This is a genomic window from Heliomicrobium sulfidophilum (assembly GCF_057715735.1).
On the sequence record NZ_JBVTZZ010000005.1, the window covers coordinates 580,047 to 604,983 of the forward strand.

General features: G+C 58.2%; 28 protein-coding genes. All 28 read right to left on the minus strand.

Going from position 1 to position 24,937, the window contains the following annotated elements; translation table 11 throughout:
- Positions 1-52 precede the first annotated feature (52 nt).
- Positions 53-454: a stage III sporulation protein AD gene (spoIIIAD, locus tag AC0CW1_RS08460; RefSeq protein ID WP_488182627.1), complete on the minus strand. Its 402-nt coding sequence runs from the start codon at positions 452-454 to the stop codon at positions 53-55.
- Between the two features lie 64 nt (positions 455-518).
- The gene (spoIIIAC, locus tag AC0CW1_RS08465) at positions 519-716 is read right to left on the minus strand and encodes a stage III sporulation protein AC (protein WP_488182628.1); all 198 of its coding nucleotides are present in this window, start codon (positions 714-716) and stop codon (positions 519-521) included.
- A 16-nt stretch (positions 717-732) separates the two neighbouring features.
- A complete protein-coding gene (locus tag AC0CW1_RS08470) occupies positions 733-1,251 on the minus strand; it encodes a hypothetical protein (RefSeq protein WP_488182629.1) in 519 nt (172 codons plus the stop codon).
- On the minus strand, positions 1,224-2,363 hold the full coding sequence (gene spoIIIAA, locus AC0CW1_RS08475) for a stage III sporulation protein AA (protein WP_488182630.1): 1,140 nt from the start codon (positions 2,361-2,363) through the stop codon (positions 1,224-1,226). The genes AC0CW1_RS08470 and spoIIIAA overlap by 28 nt, the downstream gene beginning before the upstream one ends.
- Positions 2,364-2,525: 162 nt before the next feature.
- Positions 2,526-3,002 (minus strand): CD1247 N-terminal domain-containing protein, encoded by a 477-nt coding sequence (locus AC0CW1_RS08480; RefSeq protein ID WP_488182631.1) that lies wholly within the window; start codon positions 3,000-3,002, stop codon positions 2,526-2,528.
- Between the two features lie 83 nt (positions 3,003-3,085).
- Complete coding sequence (gene efp, locus AC0CW1_RS08485) at positions 3,086-3,646, minus strand: elongation factor P (RefSeq protein WP_488182632.1); 561 nt, start codon at positions 3,644-3,646, stop codon at positions 3,086-3,088.
- Between the two features lie 191 nt (positions 3,647-3,837).
- Positions 3,838-4,890 carry a M24 family metallopeptidase gene (locus tag AC0CW1_RS08490; RefSeq protein ID WP_488184118.1) on the minus strand — a complete coding sequence of 351 codons (1,053 nt, stop codon included), beginning with the start codon at positions 4,888-4,890 and terminating at the stop codon, positions 3,838-3,840.
- Between the two features lie 122 nt (positions 4,891-5,012).
- Positions 5,013-5,456 (minus strand): type II 3-dehydroquinate dehydratase, encoded by a 444-nt coding sequence (gene aroQ, locus AC0CW1_RS08495; protein WP_488182633.1) that lies wholly within the window; start codon positions 5,454-5,456, stop codon positions 5,013-5,015.
- Positions 5,457-5,529: 73 nt separating this feature from the next.
- Complete coding sequence (locus AC0CW1_RS08500) at positions 5,530-6,876, minus strand: TldD/PmbA family protein (RefSeq protein ID WP_488182634.1); 1,347 nt, start codon at positions 6,874-6,876, stop codon at positions 5,530-5,532.
- A 101-nt stretch (positions 6,877-6,977) separates the two neighbouring features.
- Complete coding sequence (locus AC0CW1_RS08505) at positions 6,978-8,504, minus strand: TldD/PmbA family protein (RefSeq protein ID WP_488182636.1); 1,527 nt, start codon at positions 8,502-8,504, stop codon at positions 6,978-6,980.
- A gap of 19 nt (positions 8,505-8,523) precedes the next feature.
- A complete protein-coding gene (locus tag AC0CW1_RS08510) occupies positions 8,524-8,841 on the minus strand; it encodes a late competence development ComFB family protein (protein ID WP_488182637.1) in 318 nt (105 codons plus the stop codon).
- 82 nt (positions 8,842-8,923) lie between these two features.
- Positions 8,924-9,517, minus strand: a complete 594-nt coding sequence (locus AC0CW1_RS08515) for a hypothetical protein (RefSeq protein ID WP_488182638.1) — start codon at positions 9,515-9,517, stop codon at positions 8,924-8,926.
- A 47-nt stretch (positions 9,518-9,564) separates the two neighbouring features.
- Positions 9,565-10,233 carry a GspH/FimT family protein gene (locus AC0CW1_RS08520; protein WP_488182639.1) on the minus strand — a complete coding sequence of 223 codons (669 nt, stop codon included), beginning with the start codon at positions 10,231-10,233 and terminating at the stop codon, positions 9,565-9,567.
- Positions 10,234-10,276: 43 nt separating this feature from the next.
- Positions 10,277-10,762 (minus strand): hypothetical protein, encoded by a 486-nt coding sequence (locus AC0CW1_RS08525; RefSeq protein WP_488182640.1) that lies wholly within the window; start codon positions 10,760-10,762, stop codon positions 10,277-10,279.
- Entirely contained in the window at positions 10,759-11,205 is a 447-nt protein-coding gene (locus AC0CW1_RS08530; RefSeq protein ID WP_488182641.1) for a hypothetical protein, read from the minus strand. The genes AC0CW1_RS08525 and AC0CW1_RS08530 overlap by 4 nt, the downstream gene beginning before the upstream one ends.
- A gap of 12 nt (positions 11,206-11,217) precedes the next feature.
- On the minus strand, positions 11,218-12,126 hold the full coding sequence (locus AC0CW1_RS08535) for a type II secretion system protein M (protein WP_488182642.1): 909 nt from the start codon (positions 12,124-12,126) through the stop codon (positions 11,218-11,220).
- Positions 12,110-12,727: a PilN domain-containing protein gene (locus tag AC0CW1_RS08540; RefSeq protein WP_488182643.1), complete on the minus strand. Its 618-nt coding sequence runs from the start codon at positions 12,725-12,727 to the stop codon at positions 12,110-12,112. The genes AC0CW1_RS08535 and AC0CW1_RS08540 overlap by 17 nt, the downstream gene beginning before the upstream one ends.
- A gap of 23 nt (positions 12,728-12,750) precedes the next feature.
- On the minus strand, positions 12,751-13,296 hold the full coding sequence (locus AC0CW1_RS08545) for a type II secretion system protein GspG (protein WP_488182644.1): 546 nt from the start codon (positions 13,294-13,296) through the stop codon (positions 12,751-12,753).
- A 191-nt stretch (positions 13,297-13,487) separates the two neighbouring features.
- Positions 13,488-14,720, minus strand: a complete 1,233-nt coding sequence (locus tag AC0CW1_RS08550; RefSeq protein ID WP_488182645.1) for a type II secretion system F family protein — start codon at positions 14,718-14,720, stop codon at positions 13,488-13,490.
- A 2-nt stretch (positions 14,721-14,722) separates the two neighbouring features.
- Positions 14,723-16,048 (minus strand): GspE/PulE family protein, encoded by a 1,326-nt coding sequence (locus AC0CW1_RS08555; protein WP_488182646.1) that lies wholly within the window; start codon positions 16,046-16,048, stop codon positions 14,723-14,725.
- Positions 16,049-16,211: 163 nt separating this feature from the next.
- Positions 16,212-17,330: a type IV pilus assembly protein PilM gene (gene pilM, locus AC0CW1_RS08560; RefSeq protein ID WP_488182647.1), complete on the minus strand. Its 1,119-nt coding sequence runs from the start codon at positions 17,328-17,330 to the stop codon at positions 16,212-16,214.
- A 38-nt stretch (positions 17,331-17,368) separates the two neighbouring features.
- A complete protein-coding gene (locus AC0CW1_RS08565; protein WP_488182648.1) occupies positions 17,369-18,568 on the minus strand; it encodes a type IV pilus inner membrane component PilO in 1,200 nt (399 codons plus the stop codon).
- Positions 18,565-19,200 carry a PilN domain-containing protein gene (locus tag AC0CW1_RS08570; RefSeq protein ID WP_488182649.1) on the minus strand — a complete coding sequence of 212 codons (636 nt, stop codon included), beginning with the start codon at positions 19,198-19,200 and terminating at the stop codon, positions 18,565-18,567. Before AC0CW1_RS08570 ends, AC0CW1_RS08565 begins: the two co-directional genes overlap by 4 nt.
- A gap of 87 nt (positions 19,201-19,287) precedes the next feature.
- Positions 19,288-20,079 carry a prepilin peptidase gene (locus AC0CW1_RS08575; protein WP_488182650.1) on the minus strand — a complete coding sequence of 264 codons (792 nt, stop codon included), beginning with the start codon at positions 20,077-20,079 and terminating at the stop codon, positions 19,288-19,290.
- Entirely contained in the window at positions 20,066-20,551 is a 486-nt protein-coding gene (locus AC0CW1_RS08580) for a type II secretion system protein (protein WP_488182652.1), read from the minus strand. Before AC0CW1_RS08580 ends, AC0CW1_RS08575 begins: the two co-directional genes overlap by 14 nt.
- 35 nt (positions 20,552-20,586) lie before the next feature.
- Positions 20,587-21,834: a type II secretion system F family protein gene (locus AC0CW1_RS08585; RefSeq protein ID WP_488182653.1), complete on the minus strand. Its 1,248-nt coding sequence runs from the start codon at positions 21,832-21,834 to the stop codon at positions 20,587-20,589.
- Between the two features lie 236 nt (positions 21,835-22,070).
- Complete coding sequence (locus AC0CW1_RS08590; protein WP_488182654.1) at positions 22,071-23,162, minus strand: type IV pilus twitching motility protein PilT; 1,092 nt, start codon at positions 23,160-23,162, stop codon at positions 22,071-22,073.
- A gap of 17 nt (positions 23,163-23,179) precedes the next feature.
- Positions 23,180-24,892, minus strand: a complete 1,713-nt coding sequence (locus AC0CW1_RS08595; RefSeq protein WP_488182655.1) for a GspE/PulE family protein — start codon at positions 24,890-24,892, stop codon at positions 23,180-23,182.
- Between the last annotated feature and the right edge of the window lie 45 nt (positions 24,893-24,937).

Genomic DNA, 24,937 nt, shown 5'->3' on the forward strand with positions numbered 1-24,937 from the left:
TTTGTAAAAAAACCCGCTCGTCTAAACCGACCGGCAAACCAATCCCGCCGCCTCATGAGGGACCACCCCGCGGCAGCAGGCTCATCAGTGAATCCATCAATGCCAGCAGGATCGGCAGCGCCAGGACCATCACGAGGATCTTAGCCGCCATCTCCACTTTCGTGGCGATCGTCGACTCGCCGGCGTCTCGGCAGATCTGAGCGCCAAACTCGGCGATGTAGGCGATGCCGACAATCTTCAACAGCGTCGTCAGGTAGTAGCGGTTGATCTGCGCCTTGTTGGCCAGGTCCTCCAGGACCTGAATGACGGCAGAAATCTTGCTCAGCACAAACAGAAACAGGATCACCCCGGCGGCGATGCTCAGTTGGACAGCCAGTTCGGGCCGCTGCTTGCGCACGATGACCAGAAAGATGGTCGCAATGATGCCCACCCCGACAACCTGAAGAATCTCCACGGCACACCTCCTCTCCCGGCTTTCGGTCCATCGAAGCTGCGGCGGAGTTCAGCAGCCTTCGCTTTCAATAGAGGGAAAAGACCGACCGGACCTGAGCGAAGAGGTCGCTGATCAGGCGAAGGACCATGAGCGTCACCAGCGCCACACCGCTGATGGCCAACAGTTGCGCCAGTTCTTCCCGTTTCGCTTCTTTCAGTATGGAATAAAAAATGGCGACGACGATGCCGATGCCGGCGATCTGAAAGATCTGCAGCATGTTCATTCCCTTGTCCTCCCCCTCACCAAATGGCCAGGACAACGGCAGCCCCAAACAGGACGCCCCCATAGGACCAGACTTTAGCCATCCGGGTTTCCGTCTCCCGCGCCTCCTTCTCCAGATAGGCCAGCCGGTTTTTCACCTCTTCGATGCGGTGCAGTTGATCCTCCCGCGGCGCTGCGCCGAGGCCGAGGGCTAGACGCGCCAGTTCTTCTCCGTCAGAGCGGTTCAACGGCGTCCGGGGCAGCCAGTCGCCGACCGAATGCAGCCAGATCTCTGACGCCGCCTGTCCCTCCGCCTGGCGCAACCGGTTGCCCGCTTCGGCAAAGAGCGCTTTGACGGGCAGACCGGCGGTCCGGCTCACCTGCTCAAGCGCTTCAGGCAGGTGGGTCGCTCGGAAGGCGACCTCTGTCGCCAGCATCCCCAGCGCCGATTGCAACGACGCCAGGATCTGCTTGCGCTGGTGAAGATCCCTCGCCGTCATGAACCCCCCAGCCGAAAAGGCGCCGAGGATCAGCGCTGCGCCGACCAGTTTCGCCATACCCTTCCCTCCTCCAGCCGATTTCCACCGGCGTCAAAGATGCCTTCCACCGTACCCGGCCCCTCCCGGCGGCTGAGAACGACCAGTCGCTGAAACACTTTCCGCTTCAACATCCGTTCCAGACCCGGCCTCGTCAGCAGTTCTTCCCGGTTTCGCCCATGAGCGGTGGCCAACAGGGTGACACCGCTGTGGACCGCTTCCTCGACAGCGAGCACGTCCTCTTCGCGGCCAATCTCGTCCGTGGCCAGCACCTGGGGACCCATCGAACGGAGCAGCCGCAACAACCCTTCCGCTTTTGGGCAGCCATCGAGCACATCGGTGCGGGGACCCACGTCGTTTTGCGGAACGCCCCGATAACAGGCGGCGATTTCAGAACGCTCGTCCACCAACCCCACCGTCTTGCCCGCCAGTCGGCACTCCGGTCGCCCTGCGCTGATCTGCCGGATGATATCCCGCAGCAATGTCGTCTTCCCCCCACCCGGAGGAGAGATGATCAGGGTGGAAAAAAAAATCCCCTCATCAACGGCAAGGAGTTGGGGCAGTAGGCGGTCGGCGACGCCGGGAAACTGGCGAGCGATACGGATATTCAAGGAAGAAACGGGATGGATCGTCTTCACCTGCCGACCGTCGAGGAGTACCCGACCGGCCAGTCCCACCCGGTGTCCACCAGGCAGCGTCAGAAATCCCTGCCGGAACTCCTGTTCCAGCGCATAGACCGAACAGTGAGCGATCAGGTGAATCGTTTGCATGATTTCTTCTTCGGTCACGGCTCGCAACAATTGGTCATCTAACCTGCCGCAGAGGGCGAGCGGTCGACCAGCGCGGAGCCGGATCTCCGTTATCTCATGGCTCAGCCCCGGTTGGGCTGCCAGCACTTCCGTCAGGAGGGGGCGAAGCGAGGGGGCCAGGTAGGGCATGAGCCGACCGGGCCAGTTTCCATCAGCCTCTTGTTTTTCTTCTGCCTGTTGCGCAGAGGCTTTGTCCCTCGACAAGCATCCCCTAAATCCTTGGCAACTGTCTCGGATATCCTTCGGATCGTCTGCCAGCCTGCCGGCGGCACCCTCATCAAACGCCGTCAGACCATCGGCACCACCGGAAAAAAGCCACCGCAATCCTTGTCCCCCCTTCCCCTACAAAAACATATGCCTCCCTGCCAGGATTATGCAAAAAGAGAAGGCCTGCGCCTTGACGGGCGAGACCTTCTCTTCCAAAAGGTACAATGCTCCTATGACGGGCTACTCCTGGAAAATTCATCCTTGAGCAGAGTTTTGCCCTTAGTGGGTATGCGGATGACGGACTGCATCGTCACAGTCACAGCCGCATTCCTCTTCCCCGCCCGTCAGTATCCGTTCCTCCATATCCTCGTCGCCTTCCTGGACGAAGATCACTTGCCGGCAGGAGGGGCAGGTGACCTCCAGATAGTCATCGTCGTCAAGCAGTTCGGCGTCAAAAGAGACGTTTTCATGGCAGGATGGACAGGCGATCTCGACGATATCATCTTCGTCTTCATCGTCGTCTTCATCGTCGTCTTCATAGATGTCCTGTTCCAACTGGAAGAGGTCGTCATCCATGCTCTCGACGATCTCGTCGAGGCGTTCCTGCTCTGCTTTCAGCGTGTCGATCGAGTCGGCCATGTCGCCGAGGACCTGCAGCATTTCCGTGAGCAGGCGCCCTTCCCGGGAACTGGTCCCCACGTTCATGCCCTCGGCCAGTCCTTGCAGGTAGGAGATGCGCTGGCGTAGTTTCTGCAAAACAAAATCCCTCCCGGTTCCTATGGATTGCCATCGGCTATCCGTAGTATCTCCGGGAGGGATTATTCTTAGGCAATGGCGATTTAGGCGCGGGAAACGTAAGCCCCGTTCCGGGTGTCGATGATCAGCATCTCCCCTTCGTTGATGAAGAAGGGGACCTGGACGATGGCGCCAGTCTCCAGGGTGGCCGGCTTGCTGCCGCCAGTGGCGGTATCGCCGCGGATGCCCGGTTCAGTGGCGACCACCTTCAGTTCCACCGTGTTGGGCAGTTCGACGCCCATCAGGTTGCCGTTCCAGGTGAGGACGTGGACGTTCATGTTTTCCTTCAGGAAACGGAGTTGCTCTTCGATCTGGCTGCGCTGTAGCGTGATCTGTTCGAAGTTCTCCACATCCATAAAGGTGTAGGACTCGTCGGCGTCACTGTAGAGGTACTGCATCTGGCGGCGCTCCAGGCGGGCTTTGGGCACTTTTTCACCGGCCCGGAAGGTGCGCTCCACCACAGAACCGGTCTTGATGTTTTTCAGTTTCGTCCGCACGAAGGCGGCGCCTTTGCCAGGCTTGACGTGCTGGAATTCGATGACGACAAAAGCGTCGCCATCCAGTTCGATCGTCGAACCCGTCCGAAAATCGTTCGATGAGATCATGGACGAAAAATGCTCCTTCCCCTTGTTAGATGCCCAGTCAGGCTGATGGATGATGTATGATCATGAAAGCTTGCGCGCGGGAGAAAGCCCTTCGGCTGCACCCGCTGCAGGCAACTTTCCTTAACCTGCGAAATCGCTCAAATCGCCCGAAACTGCGCTCTTGGCAGGCAATCATTCGGGATACAAACTTCTTATAAGACGAGCAATTCCTTCGGCGATGTGGTCAGGTTGCGGCAGCCGTCGGCTGTGACGATGACCAGGTCTTCGATGCGGACGCCGCCCCAGCCGGGAATGTAGATCCCCGGTTCGACGGTGACCACATGGCCAAGCTCCAGGATATCCTCAGACAGGGTGGAGAGGCGTGGGTTTTCATGGACGACCAAACCGACGCCGTGGCCGAGGCCATGGCCGAAGCGGTCGCCGTAACCGGCCCCTTCGATCACATCACGGGCGATCCGGTCGATGGCGCGCCCGCTTTTTCCGGGGGCGATGGCAGCCAACGCCCGTTCCTGGGCATCGAGGACCGTGTCGTAGACCTTGCGCTGCTCCGCTGTCGGCTGGCCGAAGATCACCGTCCGGGTCATGTCGGAACAGTATCCGTCGAGGATGCATCCGAAGTCGAGGGTAATCAGTTCCCCCGTCCCGATCACCTTGTCCGAGGCGACCCCATGGGGCAAGGCCGATCGTTCGCCAGAGGCGACGATAAAATCGAAGGAGACGCCCTGGGCGCCCTCCCGCCGAAGAAAGAACTCCAGTTCAAGGGCCACATCCCGCTCGGCCATCCCCGGTCGCATGTAACCCAGAATATGTTGAAAACCCCGGTCAGCCAGCGCGGCTGCGCGGCTCACCGCCAACTGTTCCCTTTCGTCTTTGACCACCCGGAGCGACTCCACGATCCCCTTGCGCGGGACCCAGTTCACATCGGGCAGAGCCGTCTCCAGCTTCTGCTGCTGTTCGAGGGTGACCACATCGCTCTCGACGGCGATGTTCCGCCAGCCCCGGTTGGCGACCGCCTCCAGAAGCGCCCCTGTCCAGGCGCCTTTTTGCTGGAGCAATGTCCAGTCAGGCGCTTGTTTGCTCGCCTGCTCCCAGTAGCGAAAGTCGGTGGCCAGCCACTGGCCTTCCCGGTCGATGAGCAAAAAGCCAGCCGAACCGGTGAAGCCGGAGAGATAGCGGCGGTTTTCCGGGGACAAGATCAGGAGCGCGTCCATGCCGTCATCCCAGCGCTGGCGCAGCCGCGTGATCCTGCAATGGGCATCCCGCTTTTGCAGTTCTTGGCGTTGATCCAGGCAGTCTTGTTGATAAGAACGCGCTTTAAACGGTTGTGCTTCAAGAGGCTGCTCACACAGGGACCGCTCATCGCGATTCACGCCATAGCCCCCTTTCGGACCGTCAGGTAATGGCGGGCCGCTTCCATGGCTAAGCGGTACCCGTCGGCGCCGAAGCCGGCGATCTGGCCGACGGCGATGGGCGCGATGAAGGAGTGATGGCGGAAGGCTTCCCGGGCGTGGATGTTACTGAGGTGCACCTCGATCGCCGGGATGTTGACGCCGGCGATGGCGTCCCGCAGCGCGATGGAGGTATGGGTGTAAGCGCCAGGGTTGATGATGATCAGATCGACTCGCCCGAAGGCGTTATGGATGCAGTCGATCAGAGCGCCTTCATGGTTCGACTGAAAACAGACAACCTCCCAACCCCAACTGCGGCCGAGTTCACTGACGGCTTCCTCGATCTCCGCCAGCGTCGTCATCCCGTACTGGGCAGGTTCGCGGCGGCCCAACAGATTCAGGTTGGGACCGTTGAGCAGCAAAATGCGCGCGTTCAGGCGAGATCCCCCATTTCCCTCAGCATTTTACCACAAAAGCCCCGGCGGCAACAACGACTTAGGCGCCGCTGATGGCCATTTCTTTGGCGCGCAGTGTCGGCGCGCCCTTGCCGATGAAGAAGGTCAGATCGCTGCCGACGCCGTCGATCCCTTGCAGCCAGTCGAGGAGGTTGCCGGCGATGGCCACGCCTCGGACCGGTCGGGATAGCCGCCCCTGCTCGATCAGCAGCCCAGCGGCACCGACAGAAAAATCGCCCGAGATGGGGTTGGCCGTGTGCATGCCCATCACCTCGGTGACATAAAAACCCGATTCAATCTCGCCGATCAGTTCGCTCGGCGGGCGGCTGCCTGCCGCCAGATAGAAGTTGGTCGTCCCCACTTCCGGCGTCCCCCGGAAGGAGCCCCGCGAGCCGTTGCCGGTCGAGGCCGAACCCTCTTTGGCGGCCGTGTAGGTGTTGTGCAGGTAGCCCTCGAGGGTTCCCTTGTCGATCAGCACCGTCCGCGACGTGGGCACGCCTTCGCCGTCAAAGGGGGCCGAGAGGATGCGCCCTTCCATGCGGCCGTCGTCGATGACGGTCACCTCCGAGGCGGCGATGGGCTGACCCTTTTTCCCGGCGAAGAGCGATTTCCCCTTCTGGACGGCCTCCGCCGTCAGCGACGGCGCCAGGATGCCGAGGAACTGGGTGGCCACATAGGGATCAAAGACGACAGGAGCGCGCCGGGACGATACGGGCTTCGCGCCGAGCATGCGCAGCGCCTTCTCCGCCGCCTCACGGCCGATCTGCTTCGGATCGATGCCGTCGAAGCTTAAGCCGTAGGAAAGGGAGAAGCCGGTCTGGTTCTCGCCGTTCTCCTCGGCCACGAGGTAGGCGTAACCGCCGCAGTAAGCGCCTTGGTAGGCGACGTCGACACCTTGTGAGTTGATGATCGTCACCGTGTACTCGGCATCGGCGTAGCTGGAACGCTCGATGATTTTTATCCTCGGATCGACGGCCTTCGCCGTCGCCTCGATCTCTTTGGCCAGTTCGATCTTTCGTTCCACCGGGACCCCGGCGATGGCCGGGTCATAGGTCTTCACGTCCGGATACCGGTTCGCTTTTCCTGGCAAGCCCCGCAAGCGGTCCTCGGCGTTCCAGCGGGCGTTGGCCAGCGCCCTGTCGACGGTCTCCTCCAGCGCTTTTTCCGAAAGGTCAGACGTAAAGGAGTAACCCATTTTTCCGCCTTGAAAGACGCGGATGCCGATGCCGCGATCCTCGGCCAGCTTCATCGTTTCCACGATGCCTTTGGAGACATCGATCGACAGTTCTTTAGAGTCAAGGCCGTAGGCTTCGGACAGGTTCGCGCCCTTCGCCTGCGCCCGTTCGACCATCCGGCGGGCCAGTTCCCGCATCGCAAGGTGACTCACCGCCACACCTCCTCTTGTCAGTTTGCCCGTTCCGGCAAATCCGCTTGCCGGACGACGCCAAAAAAGCCACACCCGCGACTACGGGCATGGCCCTATGGGGGTTACAGACGCCGGATCCGTCCGGCGGGACAGTTCAACAGTTCCATCGCTGAGAGGCGACGCAGTTCGCCACCGGCGCCGGAGCCGCCAGCCGGTGTGACGGCGACCCCTTGATCGTCATCATGGCCGCTCTCCGCCGCGCCGGTTCCCCCCACGATCAGGGAGGTGATGCGCAGCGTCGGCTGGGCGTCCGACACCGGCGCTCCCTGGCCGTCTTTGCCACAGGTGCCGATGGCGTAGCCGAGGTCGTTGCCGACGCGGTCGATCCGCCCCAGCACCTCAGGGCCGTTGCCGGTCAAGGTGGCGCCGCGCACCGCCGCGCCGATCTCGCCGTTTTCGATCAGATAGCCTTCCGCCACATCGAAGACGAAGTCGCCGTTGGTCGTATTCACCTGGCCGCCGCCCATCTTCTTGACGAAAAGGCCCCGCTTCGTGTCCTTGATGATCTTTTCCGGGATCTCGTCGCCCGAGGCGATGAGGGTATTGGTCATGCGCGGAAGGGGCTTGTGCTGGTAGGACTCGCGCCGGCCGTTGCCGGTGGGGGACCGTTTCTCCTTCCCTGCAGTGAAGCGATCGTGCATGAACCCCTTTAAGATTCCCTTTTCGATCAGGACGTTCTTCTGTCCCGGCGTCCCTTCGTCGTCAAAGCGGAGGGTGCCATACTTGCCGGCGATCGTGCCGTCATCGATGACGGTCACCAGCGGTGACGCCACCTGCTGGCCCTCCTTGCCGGCGTAGACGGAGAGGCCTTTTTGGACTAAGTCGGCCTCCAAGCCGTGGCCGCAAGCCTCATGAACCATGGTGCCGCCGGCAGCGCTGGACATGACGACAGGCATCTTGCCCGAAGGGGCCGGCTTGGCCGTCAGCATCAGCAGCGCCCGGTCAACCGCCGCCTGGGCCAGCGACTCCGGATCGCGCTCCCGGAAGATCTCAAAGCCCTTCGTCCCGCCCAGGGCCTCATAGCCTGTCTGGATGACGGCGCCGTCCGCCGCCACAGCGTGGACGACGAAGCGTGTGCGGATCCGCTCATCCTCGATATAATCGCCTTCCGAGTTGGCGATGGTCACTTCCTGGACCACATCGCCATACCCGACGGTCACTTGTTTGATCCGGTCGTCCAGCGAACGGGCATGGCGATTGGCCCGCAGGACCTGTTCCACTTTATCCTCGATCGCCACCTGGTCAGGGCGTGACTCGATGGTCATCGCCACCGGAGACGACCGCCGCGTCAGGTCGATGGAACGGGAGGCCGCGCCGCCGCGAGCGGCATGGCTGGCCACCTGGGCCGCGTGACCCAGTCCCTCCAAACGAAGATCATTCGTGTAGGCGTAGGCCGTCGACTCCCCGGCGATGACGCGAATGCCGGCGCCGATATCGATCCCCGAATTGATCCGCTCGATTTTGTTGTCATCACAGCCGATCCCGTTGACCGACTTCTTCTCGATAAAGATATCGGCAAAATCAGCGCCCTGGCGCAGTGCGATCTGGAGCACATCCCGCAGGTCGTCGACAGCGGGTCGATGAATCAAAGGGCTCCCCCTCCAGTCCTTATTCGTCGCCACCTGCGTTGGCGGGTTCCGCCGCCTCCAGGGTGACCTCCGGTCTCACATGACGAGGGTTTTTGGCGACGAGCATCATTCCATGGGCGATGGCGCCGATGACATCGACATGGAACTGGTTGGCCAGCATATTGATCTTCGAATAGACTTCCCCTTTGTCGGTGACGACATACCGTGGCGGGAGACGGTTCAGCGCCGCGGCCATGATATCCTTGCGGCATTGGCTACAACGGCAGACTTCGGGATGCTGGGCCAATAAATCGTCGAGAAAGTTTTCAACGACGCCCTCCATGAGATTGTGGATCATCCTGTACCCTCCCCCGGTTGCACCGGAAATGTATGAGAGCGGAAGGCGCCTTCCCGGCGCCCCTCTGGCGCGTCTTCAAATGCTACGGAACAACGCCGCGAGGTACGACTACGGTAGAAAGTTCGACGAAGGAACGAGAGTTCCTCCTGTGACCGGCCTGCTTTACCATAATTTGAATGGGCGATTCGCCCGAACCGGCAGGCGCCGCCAGCTGTGTGACGCGCAAGCTTTCGATGCCGGAAGCGAGCGGCTTTTTGTCCGCCCCTTCCCGTCGCTGGACGGTGCCTGCCTCCAGGGTGTACCGAACATCGGTCCAGGTCAAAAGGCCGCTGTTGTTCTCGATCAGTACTTGGAGGTCGACTCGGGCGCCGCCGCTGTAAATGCGGATGCCACGCCCATACCGCAGATCCTTGGCCATCCAAGCTAAGACCCAGCGGACGCCGCTGTTCCCCTCCATGCGGTGGCTTTCTGTGTTGACGATGGACATGCCTGTGTTGAGCAACCGCAAGCCCATCAGGAGCAGGATGCTCGCCATGGTCATAGCCAGAACCACCTCGATGAGGGTTAGCCCGGTGACTTCTTTCCACGACTGCTTCCCAAAAGCGAACCGCCTACCCCTCACGTCCGCTTTCTCCCCACGCTTTGCTTGCGTCTCATACTGGCGCTTCCCATCCATTTCTCGCCTGCACTCCTCCCAACGGAGCTTGCGCCAACCCTCGCTCATCACGGGATTTCGCTGCTCGGTGGCAGTATCGTATCAATGCGCACCCGTCCATTTCGCGATACGATCACATAACGGTTGCGTCCATTGGTCCCTCGCAGCATCACCGTCCCCCCCATACTCGGCATGCCAGCCCGACCGTCAGTGGCAAAAATAAAGGTATTCCGATAAAAGTGCGAGTTCACGTTAAAACTGGTTGTTTGCACGACAACTCCTCCTGGGAGGGTGCGTCCCTGAAATTCGGTTTCATCATCACTGTAAGTGATGCGGTACTGGGGGCTGCCGATCGTGAAGACCAGCGCCACCGTCCGTTTTTCCAGCACCGACTTGTCCCTGGCCGAAAGCAGATCTGTCTGCACTTGGCGGGCCGCCGCTTCAAGCGATAGCTGCCCATGCCAGCGGCTCAAAAAAGGTCCGCCCACCAGTAAAAGAACGCCGAGCAAGGCCAAGACGAGAATGATCTCAACAAGCGTATATCCCCGAGATTCGTCTAACCTGTGCGACCCTTGCGATTCTTGAAACCCTTGCGACCTATGTAATCCTTGTAACACCTCTGACTCACGCCGTCCTGACGCCCCCTTTGAAACCCACCATTTTCTGGCATTATGGCTTCGCTCGATACGCTCCGCTGCTTTGCTGATCTCAACATCCCGCTTATCCTCTTTTTTCATCCCACTCTCTTCATCCCACCCTCCCAGCAAGTCCCCCGTCCGCTCAGGGAACACGCGGGCCACTCAACAGGGAGGCCCTTTCCACCTGAGAAATCTGCCAATGGCCCTCCGCCGCTTTCACAATTGCCACGCGAGCCATCATGACAAAACGACCCCCGTCCCCTTCCGCAACCGCAATGACATCGAAAGCATTCGGTTGGCCCGGCACAGCCCGGTAGGTTAAAGTGACCCTGCCTTCGTTAAGTGAAAAAGCCGGGAGCCTGGCGGCGAGGTGATTGACCAGGATGGCCGACTCAGGCTGACTTTCAGGATCTGGGCGGTTGCGCAGCCACTCCCCCGTTGCGACGAGGGCCGCTTCGATGCCTGACTCGGCACGGTAAAGCACCTGTTCCACCCTTGCTTGTGTCCGGACAGAGGACCAAGCATAGGTGCCCATCGCCGTGACCGTGGCGGCCATCATCGCCAGCGCTGCAATGATAAAAAAAAGAAAAAGCAGCCCGCCCCCCTTTTCCCCGTCTCCCCACCTCATTTCGGCGCCACCAGCATTGCCAACACACACTTTGCCCCAGCAATCGATGCCGACGGCATCCCCGTCCCGTCGCCTTCCCCTTCCTGTGCGATAATCGTCTGATCCCATACAACCACAGTCACCTCCTTCAAAGGCAGTCCCGCTGGCTCTGTCGCATCCCGGACGAAGAGGTCACAGCGAAACCCTTCCGGCATGACAATCCCCTCAGGAAAACGACTGTCGGCATGGGCCGGATCCATCTTGATCTGTAACCGTTTCGATTCCAACACCTGCTGGGCCAGCGTCAGCATCTGAGCAAACCGTTCACTCCGGCGCTCCAGCCGTTCCGCCACTGCCATGACACCGTAAAGGGGCACAGCTGTAAGACCCAGCAAGAGCAGGGCAATCAGCACCTCGACCAAAATACTCCCCTGTTCTTTTTTCATTATCCGTCGATTGCTCATGACCACCGTTCCTTATCTTTTTGTCTCATCTCCCGCTGTATTTCCAGGCGACCCTTTCTTGGCAGCAAGCTTCTTTTCATTGTCGATCGAGAAAAAAACTAACCGTAATCCCGTCAGCGCCCTCTTTGCTGCGCCTTGTTGCCCTTGTTGCGCCCTATCTGTTCCAGCATCATCTGCCCTTATGCTATCTGAACCATCTGGCGGGCGGCTATCCGGTTGGATTCCGTCTGATCGAACAGTCTCTTGTGGTGTGCCGGCAGCAACCGCTCCTTGGCTGACCCCTGCCTTTCCCCCTGTCGCTGCCTCTGCTTCTTCCTCTTTCAATTTCTGCAGCAGCGTCGCCATCTCCGTCCAATGCCCTTTACTCAACAGCCCCTCCCGATCACGTGCCAGAGGATCATTCTGCCCGATTTCCTCGGGAGAAAGCCAGGCAAAGGCCTGCACATAAATGCCTGCCTCCCTCCCCTGCAAGTCGCGCAAAAAGTTGCTCAAGACCCGATAATCTCCTTCCAGAAGAACTGTGATTCCGCGCTTGCGCAACCGGCTCGTCCCCCGCTGGGAATCAGCGACAAAGCCGTCGCCGCTGATCCGCCGAATCAGCACCCCCGTCGCCTCGGCGGTTTCCGTTATCGCCATCACCTGCCTGGCGCCATCAGAATCGGTCGAAAGCGCCTGAAGTAGCTCGCCATTGATAGAATCCGCTCGGTCTTTTCGGGGAGCCCCTTCTGTCTCAACCAAGCGAAACTGTTCTGCCATCGCCTGGGCAGCCTTCAGGCGTTCCGCGTTCACCTGATATTGCCGCCATAGGGACTCAAAAAACAAACTGTACGCCAGTGCGACAAAAGCCGCCAGCGCCGTCATCTGCAACAGGATACGCTCGCGGCGGCTTCTGCCTTCAAACCATTCAAGGAGCCCGCCCATTGAACGGTCCTCCTTTCCCAGACTCACCGTTGTCGGAAAGACGCTCCAGGTCTTGGAGGGGTAAGGCGCCCGGCAATCGACACAAGAGACGGAATCGAATCTCTCCTCCCTGTTCGTATACACCTTCTAAAAGGATTACTTCAGAAAACCCGGCCATCCGCTTCAACTTATTGATGAAATCGCCAACTGCGCGCAGTTGGTTGCTCTCACCCTCTACAATCATGGCTTCACCGGACGTTCCACTTTCCATCAGGAGAGACGTTACACGCAGTTGCCCCTCCAGCGAAGCCTTCTCCAGGCTGTTCAAGCACTCTGACCAGCGCAGTTTCTCCAGCACCAAAGCGTTCAAAAAAGCCGCTTCCTTAACATTAAGCCCAGTTCGCTGTTCTGTCGCTCGTTGAACGGCCAGGTTCGCCTGCATGCGTTCAGTCTCCGTTTCAACGGCTTCCGCTTGCGCCATCAAGTTGCTTATCCACTTTTCGGCCCCTGCGTAAACGACAGCGCCCACAAAGAGCCCAAGGAGCAATCCCGCAGCCATGCGCCGGAGCAATTCCTGACCTTTCGCCCGCAACGGGACCGGCAACAGGTTTATCGATGCCAACGCCGGCAATCCCCCTTCGCCGTCTAAAATCCGGACAGTGTAACACTCAGTTTTCCATTGACAATCGCAAAGGTAATCGACAAATCATCCCCTCCAGGGAGGCGGTCCGGTCCGTAGGAGGCCATTCGCGCCGTCGTCGGCGCTGCCCAGAAGTTTTTCGGTTCATAGAGATAGCCTGTTCCCCAGGGATCCTTCCAGACATTTGGACTTGCCGGAGTCACGGCTGATAGGTCTTTATCGAGCAGATTGGCATACTGCAATTCGTCGGCCGCCGGGAGTTTTCCCTGGTCGATGAAGTAATGGCGAACTGCCATCTCAACAGTCCGCAAATCATTGAGAACCGCTGCTGCCTTCGCTTTCTCGGGCGTAGCTGACAACCTCGGCGCAAATAAAAAGGTCATCAAGCCAATGAGCGTTATCACGAGCATCACTTCCAGCAACGTAAAGCCCTGTTCTTCATGCCAACTCTGGCGAAGTCTCTGGAACCTGGAGACTCCCTCGCGCTGGCAATAATCCTGGGGCATGCACATCTCCCGTTCCCGGCCAAAGTGACGCTCTCCCTGTGACATCTGATTCCCTCCCTTCATCCACACCAGCAATCAGCAAATGCGCTCTTCTGTTCAGCGACTTCCTGTGACCTCTCTCCTGAATGGAGCCTAACTGCCTTATGAAACCTATGTCTTTAGTGGACCGATGGGCTTTAGAGGACCGATGGGCTTTAGGGGTACCCATCGCCTTCTCGCCTTATCCTACTCTGCCTTTACGGTGGCCCATTGATAGCCTCGAAAAGGGGCATGAGCAGCGAAAGGGCCAAAAACCCGACAACGCCAGCCATTAAAAACAGCAACGCCGGTTCCAGCAGAATCAGCAGCCGCGCCACCGCATCATCCACTTCGGCTTCGAAGTAATCCGCCGTTTTCTCTAGAAGCACATCGAGGGCGCCGCTTTCCTCTCCGATAAAGACGAGATGAACAAACTCAGGCGGAAACAGATCCGATTGTTCCATCATCCGGTGCAGGGAATGGCCCTTCCCAACACCATGGCGCACTCCCCGCACCGCGCCCGCCAGGCTACGGTAGAGCGCCACTTTTTCCACGATCATCAGCGACTGCAAGATGGGAACGCCGTTCCCCGTCAAGACGCTCAGATTCCGGCTGATCCTGGCGATAGCGGCACGGTGGACAAAGCCGCCGGCCACAGGGAGTTGAAATAGCGCCTTTTCCAGCGCGATACGAATGCGCTCTCTCGCCAATACCCTCCGGAGCGCAACCAGTCCTGCCGGGGTCAGGAATACCATCCATGGGCCATAGTCTCTGAAAAAACTTGCCAACGCTAAGACAAAGCGGGTGCTCCCCGGCATTCCCATCCCCAAACTGCTCAGCAAATCCGCATAGGCGGGGATGACAAAGAAGAGAAAAAAAAGCGTCGCCCCACCGGCTGTCACGAGAACCAGGACAGGGTACAGCAAGGCCATGCGGATTTTTCGCGACATTGCCGCTTCCTTTTCATAGTGATCCGCCATCCGGTGGAGGATCTGGTCCAAGACCCCGCCCGTCTCTCCCGTTTCAACAAGGCGGATAAACAGTTCCGGGAAGACATGGCGCTGCTGCTCCAGGGCGCTGATCAGCGGCTGTCCCTGCGCCACAGCCAGGCCGATCTGTTGGACCGCTCCTTTCAACGGCGGCGGCGTCAATCGCTTGGCTACCATGGACAAGGCAGTGCATAAGGGAATGCCCGCATCCATTAATGCGGCCAGTTGCCGACAGAAGCGTGACAAGTCGCGCCCTTTGACAGGCCACAGCCGCAGCCAATCGCCAGGCCTTCTCGCCAAAAAGTCCCTCAGTCGCCATCGCCAGTCTTTGGGCCTGAGGTCGATAACAAAACGGTCCAGTCGCTGCAGGCTTTGGGCCGCCGCCTTTTCCGTCGGTGCTTGGAGAAAACCCTCCTCCCTTTTGCCGCTGCGATCCCGGACTTTATAAGCGAAGATGGGCATGGCTATCCATCCATCCGGAAGGCTACCCGCATGACCTCCTGCACCGTCGTCTCCCCCAGGATCGCCTTTCTCATCCCATCGGCAACAAGCCCAACCATGCCGTCCTCGATAGCTTTTGCCCGGATCGCCTCGGCGCCGGCCTTTGCCATGATCAACTCGCGCAGGCTTGAACGCATAACCATCACCTCATGGATGGCCAGACGCCCGTCAAAACCCGTCTGGTTGCACCGGCTACAGCCAGATCCTTTGTACAAGATGTCGGCATGTATCCCCGACGTTTCCAGGAGTATCCGTTCCGGCGAGGAACGGGGCGGATGATAACTCGTCTTGCAGGATCGGCAGATCCGCCGGACGAGCCGTTGGGCGACAATGCCGGAAACTGCTGAAGCGACGAGAAAGGGTTCTACCCCCATATCGATCAGCCTGCCAGCCGCTCCGGCGGCGTCACCGGTATGTAACGTAGAAAAAACAAGATGCCCTGTCGTCGCCGCTTGGACGGCAATATTGGCCGTCTCTTTATCCCGGATCTCGCCGATCAGGATCACATCAGGGTCATGACGCAGGATCGCCCTTAGCCCCTCCGTGAAATCGATACCCGCCTTCGGATTGACCTGCACCTGGTTGATGCCGCTCAGAATGTACTCGACGGGATCTTCGATCGTAATGATGTTTTTTTCGGGACTTTTGACGGCGTTCACCGACGCGTAAAGGGTTGTCGTCTTTCCTGCGCCGGTCGGTCCTGTCACCAAAATCATGCCGTAGGTGTTGCGTGTCAGCTCTCGGAAGGCCTCCAGCGCCTCCGGCAGAAAACCCAACTCGTCAAGGTTCAAGGGCGTCTGCTTCTTATCGAGCAGCCGAAGTGCGCATTTTTCACCGAAGAGGGTCGGCAGTGTAGAGACACGCAGGTCAATCTGCTTGTCGGGCAAGGTGATTTGAACGCGTCCGTCCTGGGCCGCGCGCCGTCGGGCAATATCCATGCCGGCCAGCACCTTGATCCGGGAGATGACCTGTGCGTGCAGGTTTTTTGGCAACTGCCACTCATCCCGGAGCAGCCCATCGACGCGAATGCGGACGACGCTCTGTGTTTCCAGTGCATCGATATGGATGTCTGTGGCCCGTTCCTGGGCTGCCCGAACAATCATATCTTCTACCATTTCGACAACGGAACGCGAATCAGCGCCCCAGTTGTAACCGTCCTTGTCAGACGAAGCCATATTGGCCTTTTTCGATGAAAAAATTACCTCTTTCATTGGCCCTTTCTGGTCCGTCTCTGCTGTCGCTTGCCAGGTCTCGGCATCACTCGGCTGCATTTTGGAATAAATCGTCACATTCTATTCCTCCCTACCCGAATTGTCCCTGTTTTTACCATTTCCAAACTCCATTCTTAGTATTTCTACCTATTTTTTTAATTCCTGTAAGATAAACTTTTTTAAAAACAGGAAAACCCCGCCACATTCAGCGGGGTTCGAGCAGATTCGTTCTCAATCGGGTTTATTCTTCGTTCGGACTACGCAATGCCAGTCCGGTCACGACAGCCATATCAGCGGTCATGCGCTCAATACAATCCGGACTGATCTGGGCCACTAAGCTCGTCTGCATGTCGATCACAGCGACAGGCAGCGTAAACTCCTGCGTAAAGTAGGCGTCGATCCCTTTGAGCCGGCAGAGATCGCCGCAGAGGACGAGATGGGAGAAGCTGTTGTCGCGGTACTGAAAGTTGTAAAAATCGAGGGAGCGGCGGACTTCCACGATCAGGTCTGAGAAGAAGGACTGCAGGAGAAACTGCATCTGCGCAGCCTGCCCCTCGAACATGAGTCCCTCTTCGGCTGTCGTGTATGAATCGGGGGATACGGAAGAGTCGGCGGACGGAGAAGAATCGCCCGTCACAGCCGCCTCAGCCATCATCTGCCGCAACCGCGCTGTCTCGACAGGGAAGGTCTGGATCAGGTTCTCCTCCAGTCGAGCCGCTCCCATCTGAATCGACCGGATAAACTGCACCTTGCCCTCCCGGAACACGGTCAGCGTGGAGCGGTCAAAGCCGATATCGAGGCATCCGTACGTCCGGAGATCATTTTCGCGCACCACGTTGAGGAGCCGGTTAAGGGCAAAGGAGGACGTTTCGACGGCGGCGACCATCAGTCCGGCCTTTTTCAAACAGTCAAAGTGCCGGACAACCTCCTCCTTGGGCAGGGCCACCAGCAACAGTTGGCTCATCCGGTCGCCCTCTACTTCGATAACGCCCTGATGCAGGTAGTCGTAGACGTAATCATCAGCGGAGAGGGGCACGTATTTTTCTAATTCCCAGCGGAGGGATGCCCGCAGTTCCTCTTCCGGCATATGGGGCATGCGGATCTGGCGAGAGATCAGATTGCGTGACGGAAAGGTCAGTACGGCCCGCTTCACTTTTTTTTGCAGGCCACTCAGGCACTTTTCAATGGCAGGTTCCAGCGCCTGAAAATAGGCGTCTGAAGTCGGCTCTCCTGCAGGCGGCGAAAAGGGTTGTATCACTGCGCCAGTGATCGCAAAGCTTTTTTTTCGCCAAGCCACTTCGACGATACGCACTGCCGTGCCGGCAATTTCGACGCCTAAGGTCGTGGATGGTCCGAACATCGTACTCACCTGCTCTATTCAGTGAAATCGGCGGAACGTCAGGTGCTGGCGCTGTCCCCCGCTTTCGGCGGGATGGTTGGCGCCGCGCCTCCCTTCGATGGGGATTGCTTTGGCAACAGATCCTGCAGATAGGGGGGGCTGGGGAGCGCCGGTATGGCGGGCAAAGCCGGAGACGCCGATCCGCCGGGGAGGCTCGAATTTCCTGGCGTACCTCCTGGGTAGAGGACGGGCGGCTCTGTGATGGACGGCGGCAGTTCACCGACCTCGCGCAGCCAAGGATTGGCACGATCCCAGACATGGGGCTCAAAGGGATTGGGCCGGCCGACCCGGTACTGGCTCAGATCCACCATATCCGGGCTTCCACCGGTTCCCACTTCAAAGAAGCAGATCGTATAGGCCGCATTCATCGTCGTCGACGGCTTTTCCTTGCTGTCCCGTTGGTACTCAGCGCGCGGCAGCCGCGTCAACATGTTGTTTACACTTTTTTGCTGCACCGCCACATCGCCGTTGGGCGACTTGGAAAAGGTGGTGATGACGATATCGATCAGTTCAAGGAGGACGTTGGCCGATTCTTTCTTCCCGTCATTGCCTTTGCCTTTGTTTTCCTTGTTATCCTTGTCATGGGTCTCCCAGGTGACGGCGAAATTGCGAACCAGGGCGCCGCCGCGCAGTGTCTCCAACTTCGATGAGAAGTCGACGAGGGCGTCAAAGGTTCCTTCGACGACGATATCTACAGGAATCTCCGAAATCAGCTTTCCATTGCTGTCAGGGAGATCCCGCTTAGGCTGGGGGACGAAGTACTTGATGGTCACCTTCGATGCGTTTGCCGCTTCCCCGATCAGCACTGCCATCGATCCGCTTGACAGTTCAGAGGGATAGGCGCTGATGACATCGCGGTATTTGTTACGGCTGGCTTCCAGTTCCCGTTCCAGGCCTTGTCTGTTCTGAATACGTCTTTTTGCCGATTCCAACTGCTGCCTCGATACGGGAAGTTCGGCTGACAGCGTAGAGAACTGATCCAGCTGCCCCTCCAACACGAGGATGTATAAACTGGCGCCAGCGACGGCGGCGCCGAAGATCGACAGGAGCATCCGTTCCCGCTTCGTCCGCGCCATCCACCAGTTGTCACCTCCCGTCTCCAGGCGCAGCCAGGCAGGCAAAGAAAGGGAAAAGAAGGCGGGAATGCGGGGAAACCGGCGAAAGGAAAAAGACAACTTAGGGAACTGTGGCAGCTTCATCGCCGCTCACCCCCTTGGGCGGCGCCGCTTGTTTTGGCCGCAGCTTTGCCTGCATTTTGATTCGACGGCATCAGTTCCTGCGGCATCGGGGCCAGTTGTGCCTCAACCTTGAAGCGGGTCACCCACTTCAGATTGATGGACTTGTCCCGGGCGTCGACCAACTCCACTTTTGAAAAATAGGGAAGCTGGCGAAGCTTCAAGATAAACACGCCGACCTGTTCGAAGGCGGTCGTCTCCCCTTCGATCTGGAGGGTCGTCTTGTCGGCGTTGTTTTCATTCAATGTCACGGTGGCCAGCCATAGCCCGTCGGGGGTTATCATCGCAACATCGCTGAAGACCTTAGACCAGGGCACACGGGCGATGCGCACCTTGTCCAGGATCTCCGCCTTGTGCCGGATCTCTCGGATCTCTTTTTCCACAGCGTCGACCCGTTGCAACTCCGGTTGCAGGTCCGCCATTTCCACTGCGATGCCTTCGCCTTCCTGCTGGGACAGATAGATCTTGCCAAGGAATAAGCCATACCCCGCCACACAGGCCAACAACCCGGCGGCAACGCCGCTGCGGATGAAGAGGGCGCGCTTGTCCAGTTTTTTCGGACGCAACTCAAGGGGGAGCAAATTGACAGACTGCACAAAAGCGACGCTCCTTAGCGGTGTTTTTGAACATACACTCTATCTGCACCAACCGCCTCGCGATAGGGCGAGGCGGGGCAAATCTTCTTAATTCAGAAAGGGAAGCCATAGGAAAGCAGCATCGTTGTCCAGCAAGAGATAAACTGTAAAGTACCCGACTGCCAAAAAGGGGCCAAAAGGGATCTCGCTTTTACGGTTCCATCGGCCTGTCGCCATGCCAGCAATGCCGACGAGGCTGCCGGCGATGGCCGACAAAGTCAATGCCCAAAGGGCGCCGGGCCAGCCGAGGAGGAGGCCGAAGACAAAGGCGAACTTCACATCGCCCAGGCCGAGGCCACCCTTGCTAAACCAGAAGACAGCGAATAAGAGGGCTGCGCCGAAGGTACCGCCGGCCAAACTATCCAGCAACAGGGTGAGACTGCCGCCCTGGCCAGCCCAGATCTTCCCGGCCTGACCGAGGGCGATGGCGACAAGGGCAGCACCAAGCACCCTGTTGGGAATGATCTTGTGCTGCAGGTCGATAACGGCGATGACGATAAGAAAAGCGGCCATAAGGGCCGCTGCCGCCCAGGCAGCGGTTAGGCCGCCGTAAAGGGCGGCGAGAGCCGCAAAGGTCAAGGCGGTACATCCTTCGACGAGGGGGTACTGAAGGGAGATCCCTTTCCCACATCCACGGCATCGCCCCTGCTGGAGCAAAAAGCTGATCAGGGGGATCAGTTCTGCGGGCGACAAGGGCCGCCCGCAGGACACACAGTGGGAGCGTTTGTAGACGACAGACATCTGACGCGGGATGCGGTAAATGCAGACGTTTAGGAAAGAGCCGATCAATAAGCCTAAAGATAGGGCAAAAAACATATTCGATGCATTAATCCAATCCAACAGTAGTAACCACAGGAGAACCGGAAGAGAAGTCAATTTTAATACCCATATCATCTTTACCACTACTGTTTGCAATATCGGTACCGCTTCCAGTATCATCTGTTTTATTTATTCCTTCAGAATAAATTAATATAGTCTTATTGCTATTGACAAGCTTATATTGATATTCCTTTTTCCAAGGATCTTCTACAGCTGTAGGAGCAGCATCAAGATATTTCACCGTTCCCGTTGCCAACTGATCAGCTGTCGGAATCTCACTCTTTTCAATATGATACTGCCGAACCGCCGTCTCAAAGGAGCGCATGTCGCTCTTGACACCGGCGATCTTCGCCTTGTCGGCCGAACTCCCCAGACGGGGCACCAGGACGGCAAACAGGATGCCGATGATGGCCACGACGATCATCAGTTCGATCAGGGAAAAGCCCTTCTGTTCTTTCATTTTCTTGAATTTTTTCTGAAAATACGTAAGCAATGCGAAAACCCCCTTCAGTCATTATCAAGTTCCGGTTACCTTCCGCCGACGCTGCCGATGACATCAAAGATCGGCAAGAGCATGGCCAAGACCATCAAAGCCACCATGCCGCCCAAAAAGACGAGCATAATCGGCTCGATGATGGTAGAAAGCCGTGCAACAATCCCATTAACTTCCATCTCATAGTAGTCGGAGAGTTTCTCCAGCATGGTATCCAGTGCTCCCGTCTCTTCGCCGACAGCCACCATCTGCACGACCATCGGCGGAAAGATGCCCGCCTTTTGCAGCGGTTCTGCCAGTCCGAGGCCCTTGCGAATACTCTCTCGGGTACCCATCACCCCCTTGGATACGGCCATATTGCCGGCTGTTTTCTCGACGACCTCCAATGCCTGCAGCATGGGAACGCCGCTGCGAATCAAGGTACCTAAGGTGCGGCTGAAGCGGGATACAGACACCTTGAGCAGCATATCACCGAAGACAGGAACCTTGAGCACATAGGTATCGACAAGCAAGCGGATCTCTGGCGTCTTCAGCAATTCGCGGAGACCATAATAGCCCAAAAAGGCGGCAATAAAAGACGTCCACCAATAGGCTTTTACCAGTTCGGCCAGTTCGAGCATCAGCTTGGTCAGGGCAGGCAGTTCAGCGCCCAGTTCCCCGAGCACACCAGCAAAACGGGGAATCACAAATCCCAGCAAAAAGGCGACGGCGGCAATGCCGATCAGCAAAACAACAGCTGGGTAGGTTAAGGCCGACTTGACTTTGTTTCTTGTCTCATTGTCTTTTTCAAAGTGACCAGCCAGGCGCTGCAACACCTCTTCAAGAACGCCACCCAATTCACCCGCTTCGATCATGTGGACGAATACCTCGGGAAAAACCTTGGGATGCCGCCCGACCGCCTGGGAAAGGGTAAAGCCACGTTGCAGGTCTCCAGCCACGTCGATCAAAGCTTGGCGCAAGGCGGCGTTCTGGGACTGCTGGATGAGGATCGACAGGGCGCTGTGGATGGCCACACCGGCATTGACCAGTGTCGATAACTGGCGGCAAAAGACAGCTAGATCTTTGGCAGGCACTTTTTTTCGGAAGAAGGCAAAGGATACTCCAACAGAACCAGAAGCTGACAACTGTCCTTTTGATGGAACGCCTCTTTCAGGCCTCACCTCGATGACAAACAATCCCTGTTCCCGCAAGGCCATGGCGACCGTTTTTTCTGATTCCTCCTGCATCACACCTTCCCGCACTGCCCCCTGCTTATCACGGGCCTTATACCGATATGAGGCCATGTTGCTCACCTCAACGAAAGGGGATGACGGGCGGTTTCATGTCAGTCAAAAACAGGTCTTTGCTCCTATTGACATCCATGACTTCTGTTAACTCCATTTTAATCCCAATGCTCAAGCCTTGCAAAGAGATTTTTCCACCCATTAACCTTTCTTTAATGTAGCTTTATATCCATTTAACAACGGCAGTTGTAAAACAAGGCATATTGTCGAAAAAACAGCGTCTAATCGCCATCTCCTTAGTACATATCCATCATGTACCGTATCAACCCATCCGGATCGGCGACCTTCTTCACCGCCTCTTCCCGCGACACAAGCCCTTTGGTGACCAGGTTTTTTAAAGCTGCAAACATGGTCTGCATGCCCAGCTTGCCACCGGTCTGGATCGCCGTGGCGATCTGGTGGGTCTTCCCCTCCCGGATCAGGTTGCGGATGGCGGTCGTACAGACCATGATCTCCTGGGCGACCACACGCCCCCGGCCATCGGCCCGCGGCAATAACTGTTGACAGATTACCCCCTGTAGGACAGTGGCCAATTGAATGCGGATCTGGGCCTGCTGCCCCACATCAAAGACATCGATGATCCGGTCGATGGTCTGGGCCACATCGTTCGTGTGCAAGGTGGCCATGACCAGATGGCCCGTCTCCGCTGCCGTGATGGCCGTGGCGATCGTCTCCAGGTCGCGCATCTCGCCGACAAGGATGACGTCAGGGTCTTCCCGCATGGCTGCCCGCAGTGCGCCGGCAAAGGAGTGAGAATCAATGCCGATTTCCCGCTGGTTGACGATGCTCTTGTTGTGGCGGTGAAGAAACTCGATGGGATCCTCCAGGGTGATGATATGTTCGGCCCGTTCTGAGTTGATCAGGTCGATCATGGCAGCCAGGGTTGTCGACTTGCCGCTGCCGGTGGGTCCAGTGACCAGCACCAGGCCATTGGGGCGACGCGCCAGGGTGGCCAACACCTCGGGCAAGCCAAGTTCGCGAAAGGAAGGCGGCTTCAGGGGGATGATCCGCAGCACCATGGCAGAACTTCCGCGCTGGCGAAAGGCGTTGACGCGAAAACGCCCAATCGCAGGCACCGCATAGGAGAGGTCGGCCTCTCCCTTCTGTTCAAAGCTGGCCAATTGCTTCTCGTTGAGCACCTGCCGCACTAAGGCGTCCGTATCAGGCGGCATGAGCGGACGCAGCCACGGGCTGTCGAGGGGAACACCCAATTCCTGTATCGACGTCAACTTGCCGTTGATCCGGAACAAAGGCGGTCGGCCGACCGTGAAATGCACGTCAGAGGCGTTTTTCTCAGTAGCGAGCATCAGGATATCATGGATCTGCAAGAGAAGGCGCCTCCCCTCTACTCGTTGACATAGGCCACGCGCAGAATCTCCTGCACGGTCGTCAGCCCCTGCAAGACCTTGCTCATGCCATCCTGACGGATGGGAATCATGCCATCGCGGATCGCCTGGGCGGCGATGGCGTCAGCAGAAGCCCGCTCCAGGATCAGCTTGCGCTGAGCCGCCGTGACCGTCAGCACCTCATGAATGGCCACCCGCTTTTTGTAGCCTGTATTGTTGCAGGCAACACAGCCGCGTCCCTGGAAAAGGGTCAAGGGCGCATCATCGGCAACCCCCAGATAGATCCGTTCCGCAGAACCTGGTTCCGGGGTGTATGGCCGCTTACAGTTGGCGCAAACACGTCGCACCAAACGCTGCGCCACAACCCCGACAAGGGAGGATGCCACCAAAAAGGGTTCGACCCCCATGTCGACGAGTCGGTTGACAGAGCCGGCCGCATCATTTGTATGTAACGTAGAAAAAACGAGGTGACCGGTCGTCGCCGCCCGGACACCGATCTCGGCTGTTTCCCGGTCACGGATTTCCCCGACCAGGATGACGTCGGGATCCTGGCGGAGGATCGAGCGAAGGCCGCTGGCGAAGTCAAGACCGGCCCGCATGTTCACCTGCACCTGGTTGACGCCATCCAGCACATACTCGACGGGGTCCTCGACGGTCACAATGTTTTTTTCCGGCGTATTGATCTCATGAATCGAGGCGTAGAGGGTGGTCGTTTTGCCCGAGCCGGTCGGTCCTGTGATGAGGACCATGCCATAGGGATTGCGGACAATTTTTTCATAAGCCTTCCGCACCTCATCTTGGAAGCCAAGCTGGCGCAGATCGAAGAGCACGTTGCTCTTATCCAAGAGACGGATGACGCATTTTTCACCGTGGATGGCCGGGAGAGTGGAAACGCGCAAATCGATCATCTTGTCGCCCAGCTTCGTCTGGATTCGCCCGTCCTGGGGGAGCCGCTTTTCGGCGATATTCATCTTCGCCAACAGCTTGATCCGGGACAGCAGTGCCGGATGAGCAGCCTTGGGCAGTGTGAGCACATGGCGGAGGATGCCGTCAGAGCGGTAACGGACCCGGACCCCTCCCTCCTGAGGTTCTAGGTGAATATCGCTGGCGCCTTCCTTGGCGGCCTGCTGCAGGATCGTGTTGACCACCCGGACGATGGGCGCGTCGCCGACGGCGGTCATTCGTTCCAGCTCTCCTAGGTCGATGATCGACCTTTCCTCGTCGGCACGGTTGGCCTCCACTTCCAACCGTTTGATGTCTGCTTCTTGTCCCTCATTCAATCCATAGATCTTTTCGAAGACCTGTTCAAGCTCGTCTTCTGCCACGATCGCCGCGTCGATCTCCAGGTTCGTCGCCATCTTGATGTCATCCAAGGCGAGCAGGTTCAAGGGGTCGGCCATGGCCACCGTCAATCGGTTGCCCGCTCGCTTCACCGGGAGGCATTTGTGGCGGCGGCAGAGGCCCTCCGGAAGCAACTTGAGCACTTCAGCGTTGAGTGAGTACTGAAGCAGTGAAATCGTTGGAATCCCTAGCTGGAATTCCAACACCTCGTTGATCATCTGCTGGGTCACAAAGCCGAGACGAACAAGCGTCTGCCCCAGGCGTTCCCCCCTTTTCTTCTGCTCCACTAACGCCTGCTGGAGTTGCTCATCCGTAATGAGGTTGTATTCTTGTAAAAGGTCGCCTAACTTCCGCCGATAGGTCGATGCCATAACTACCGCCCCCGCTTCCTCTGTTGCGACCTTGGATCTTCCTGG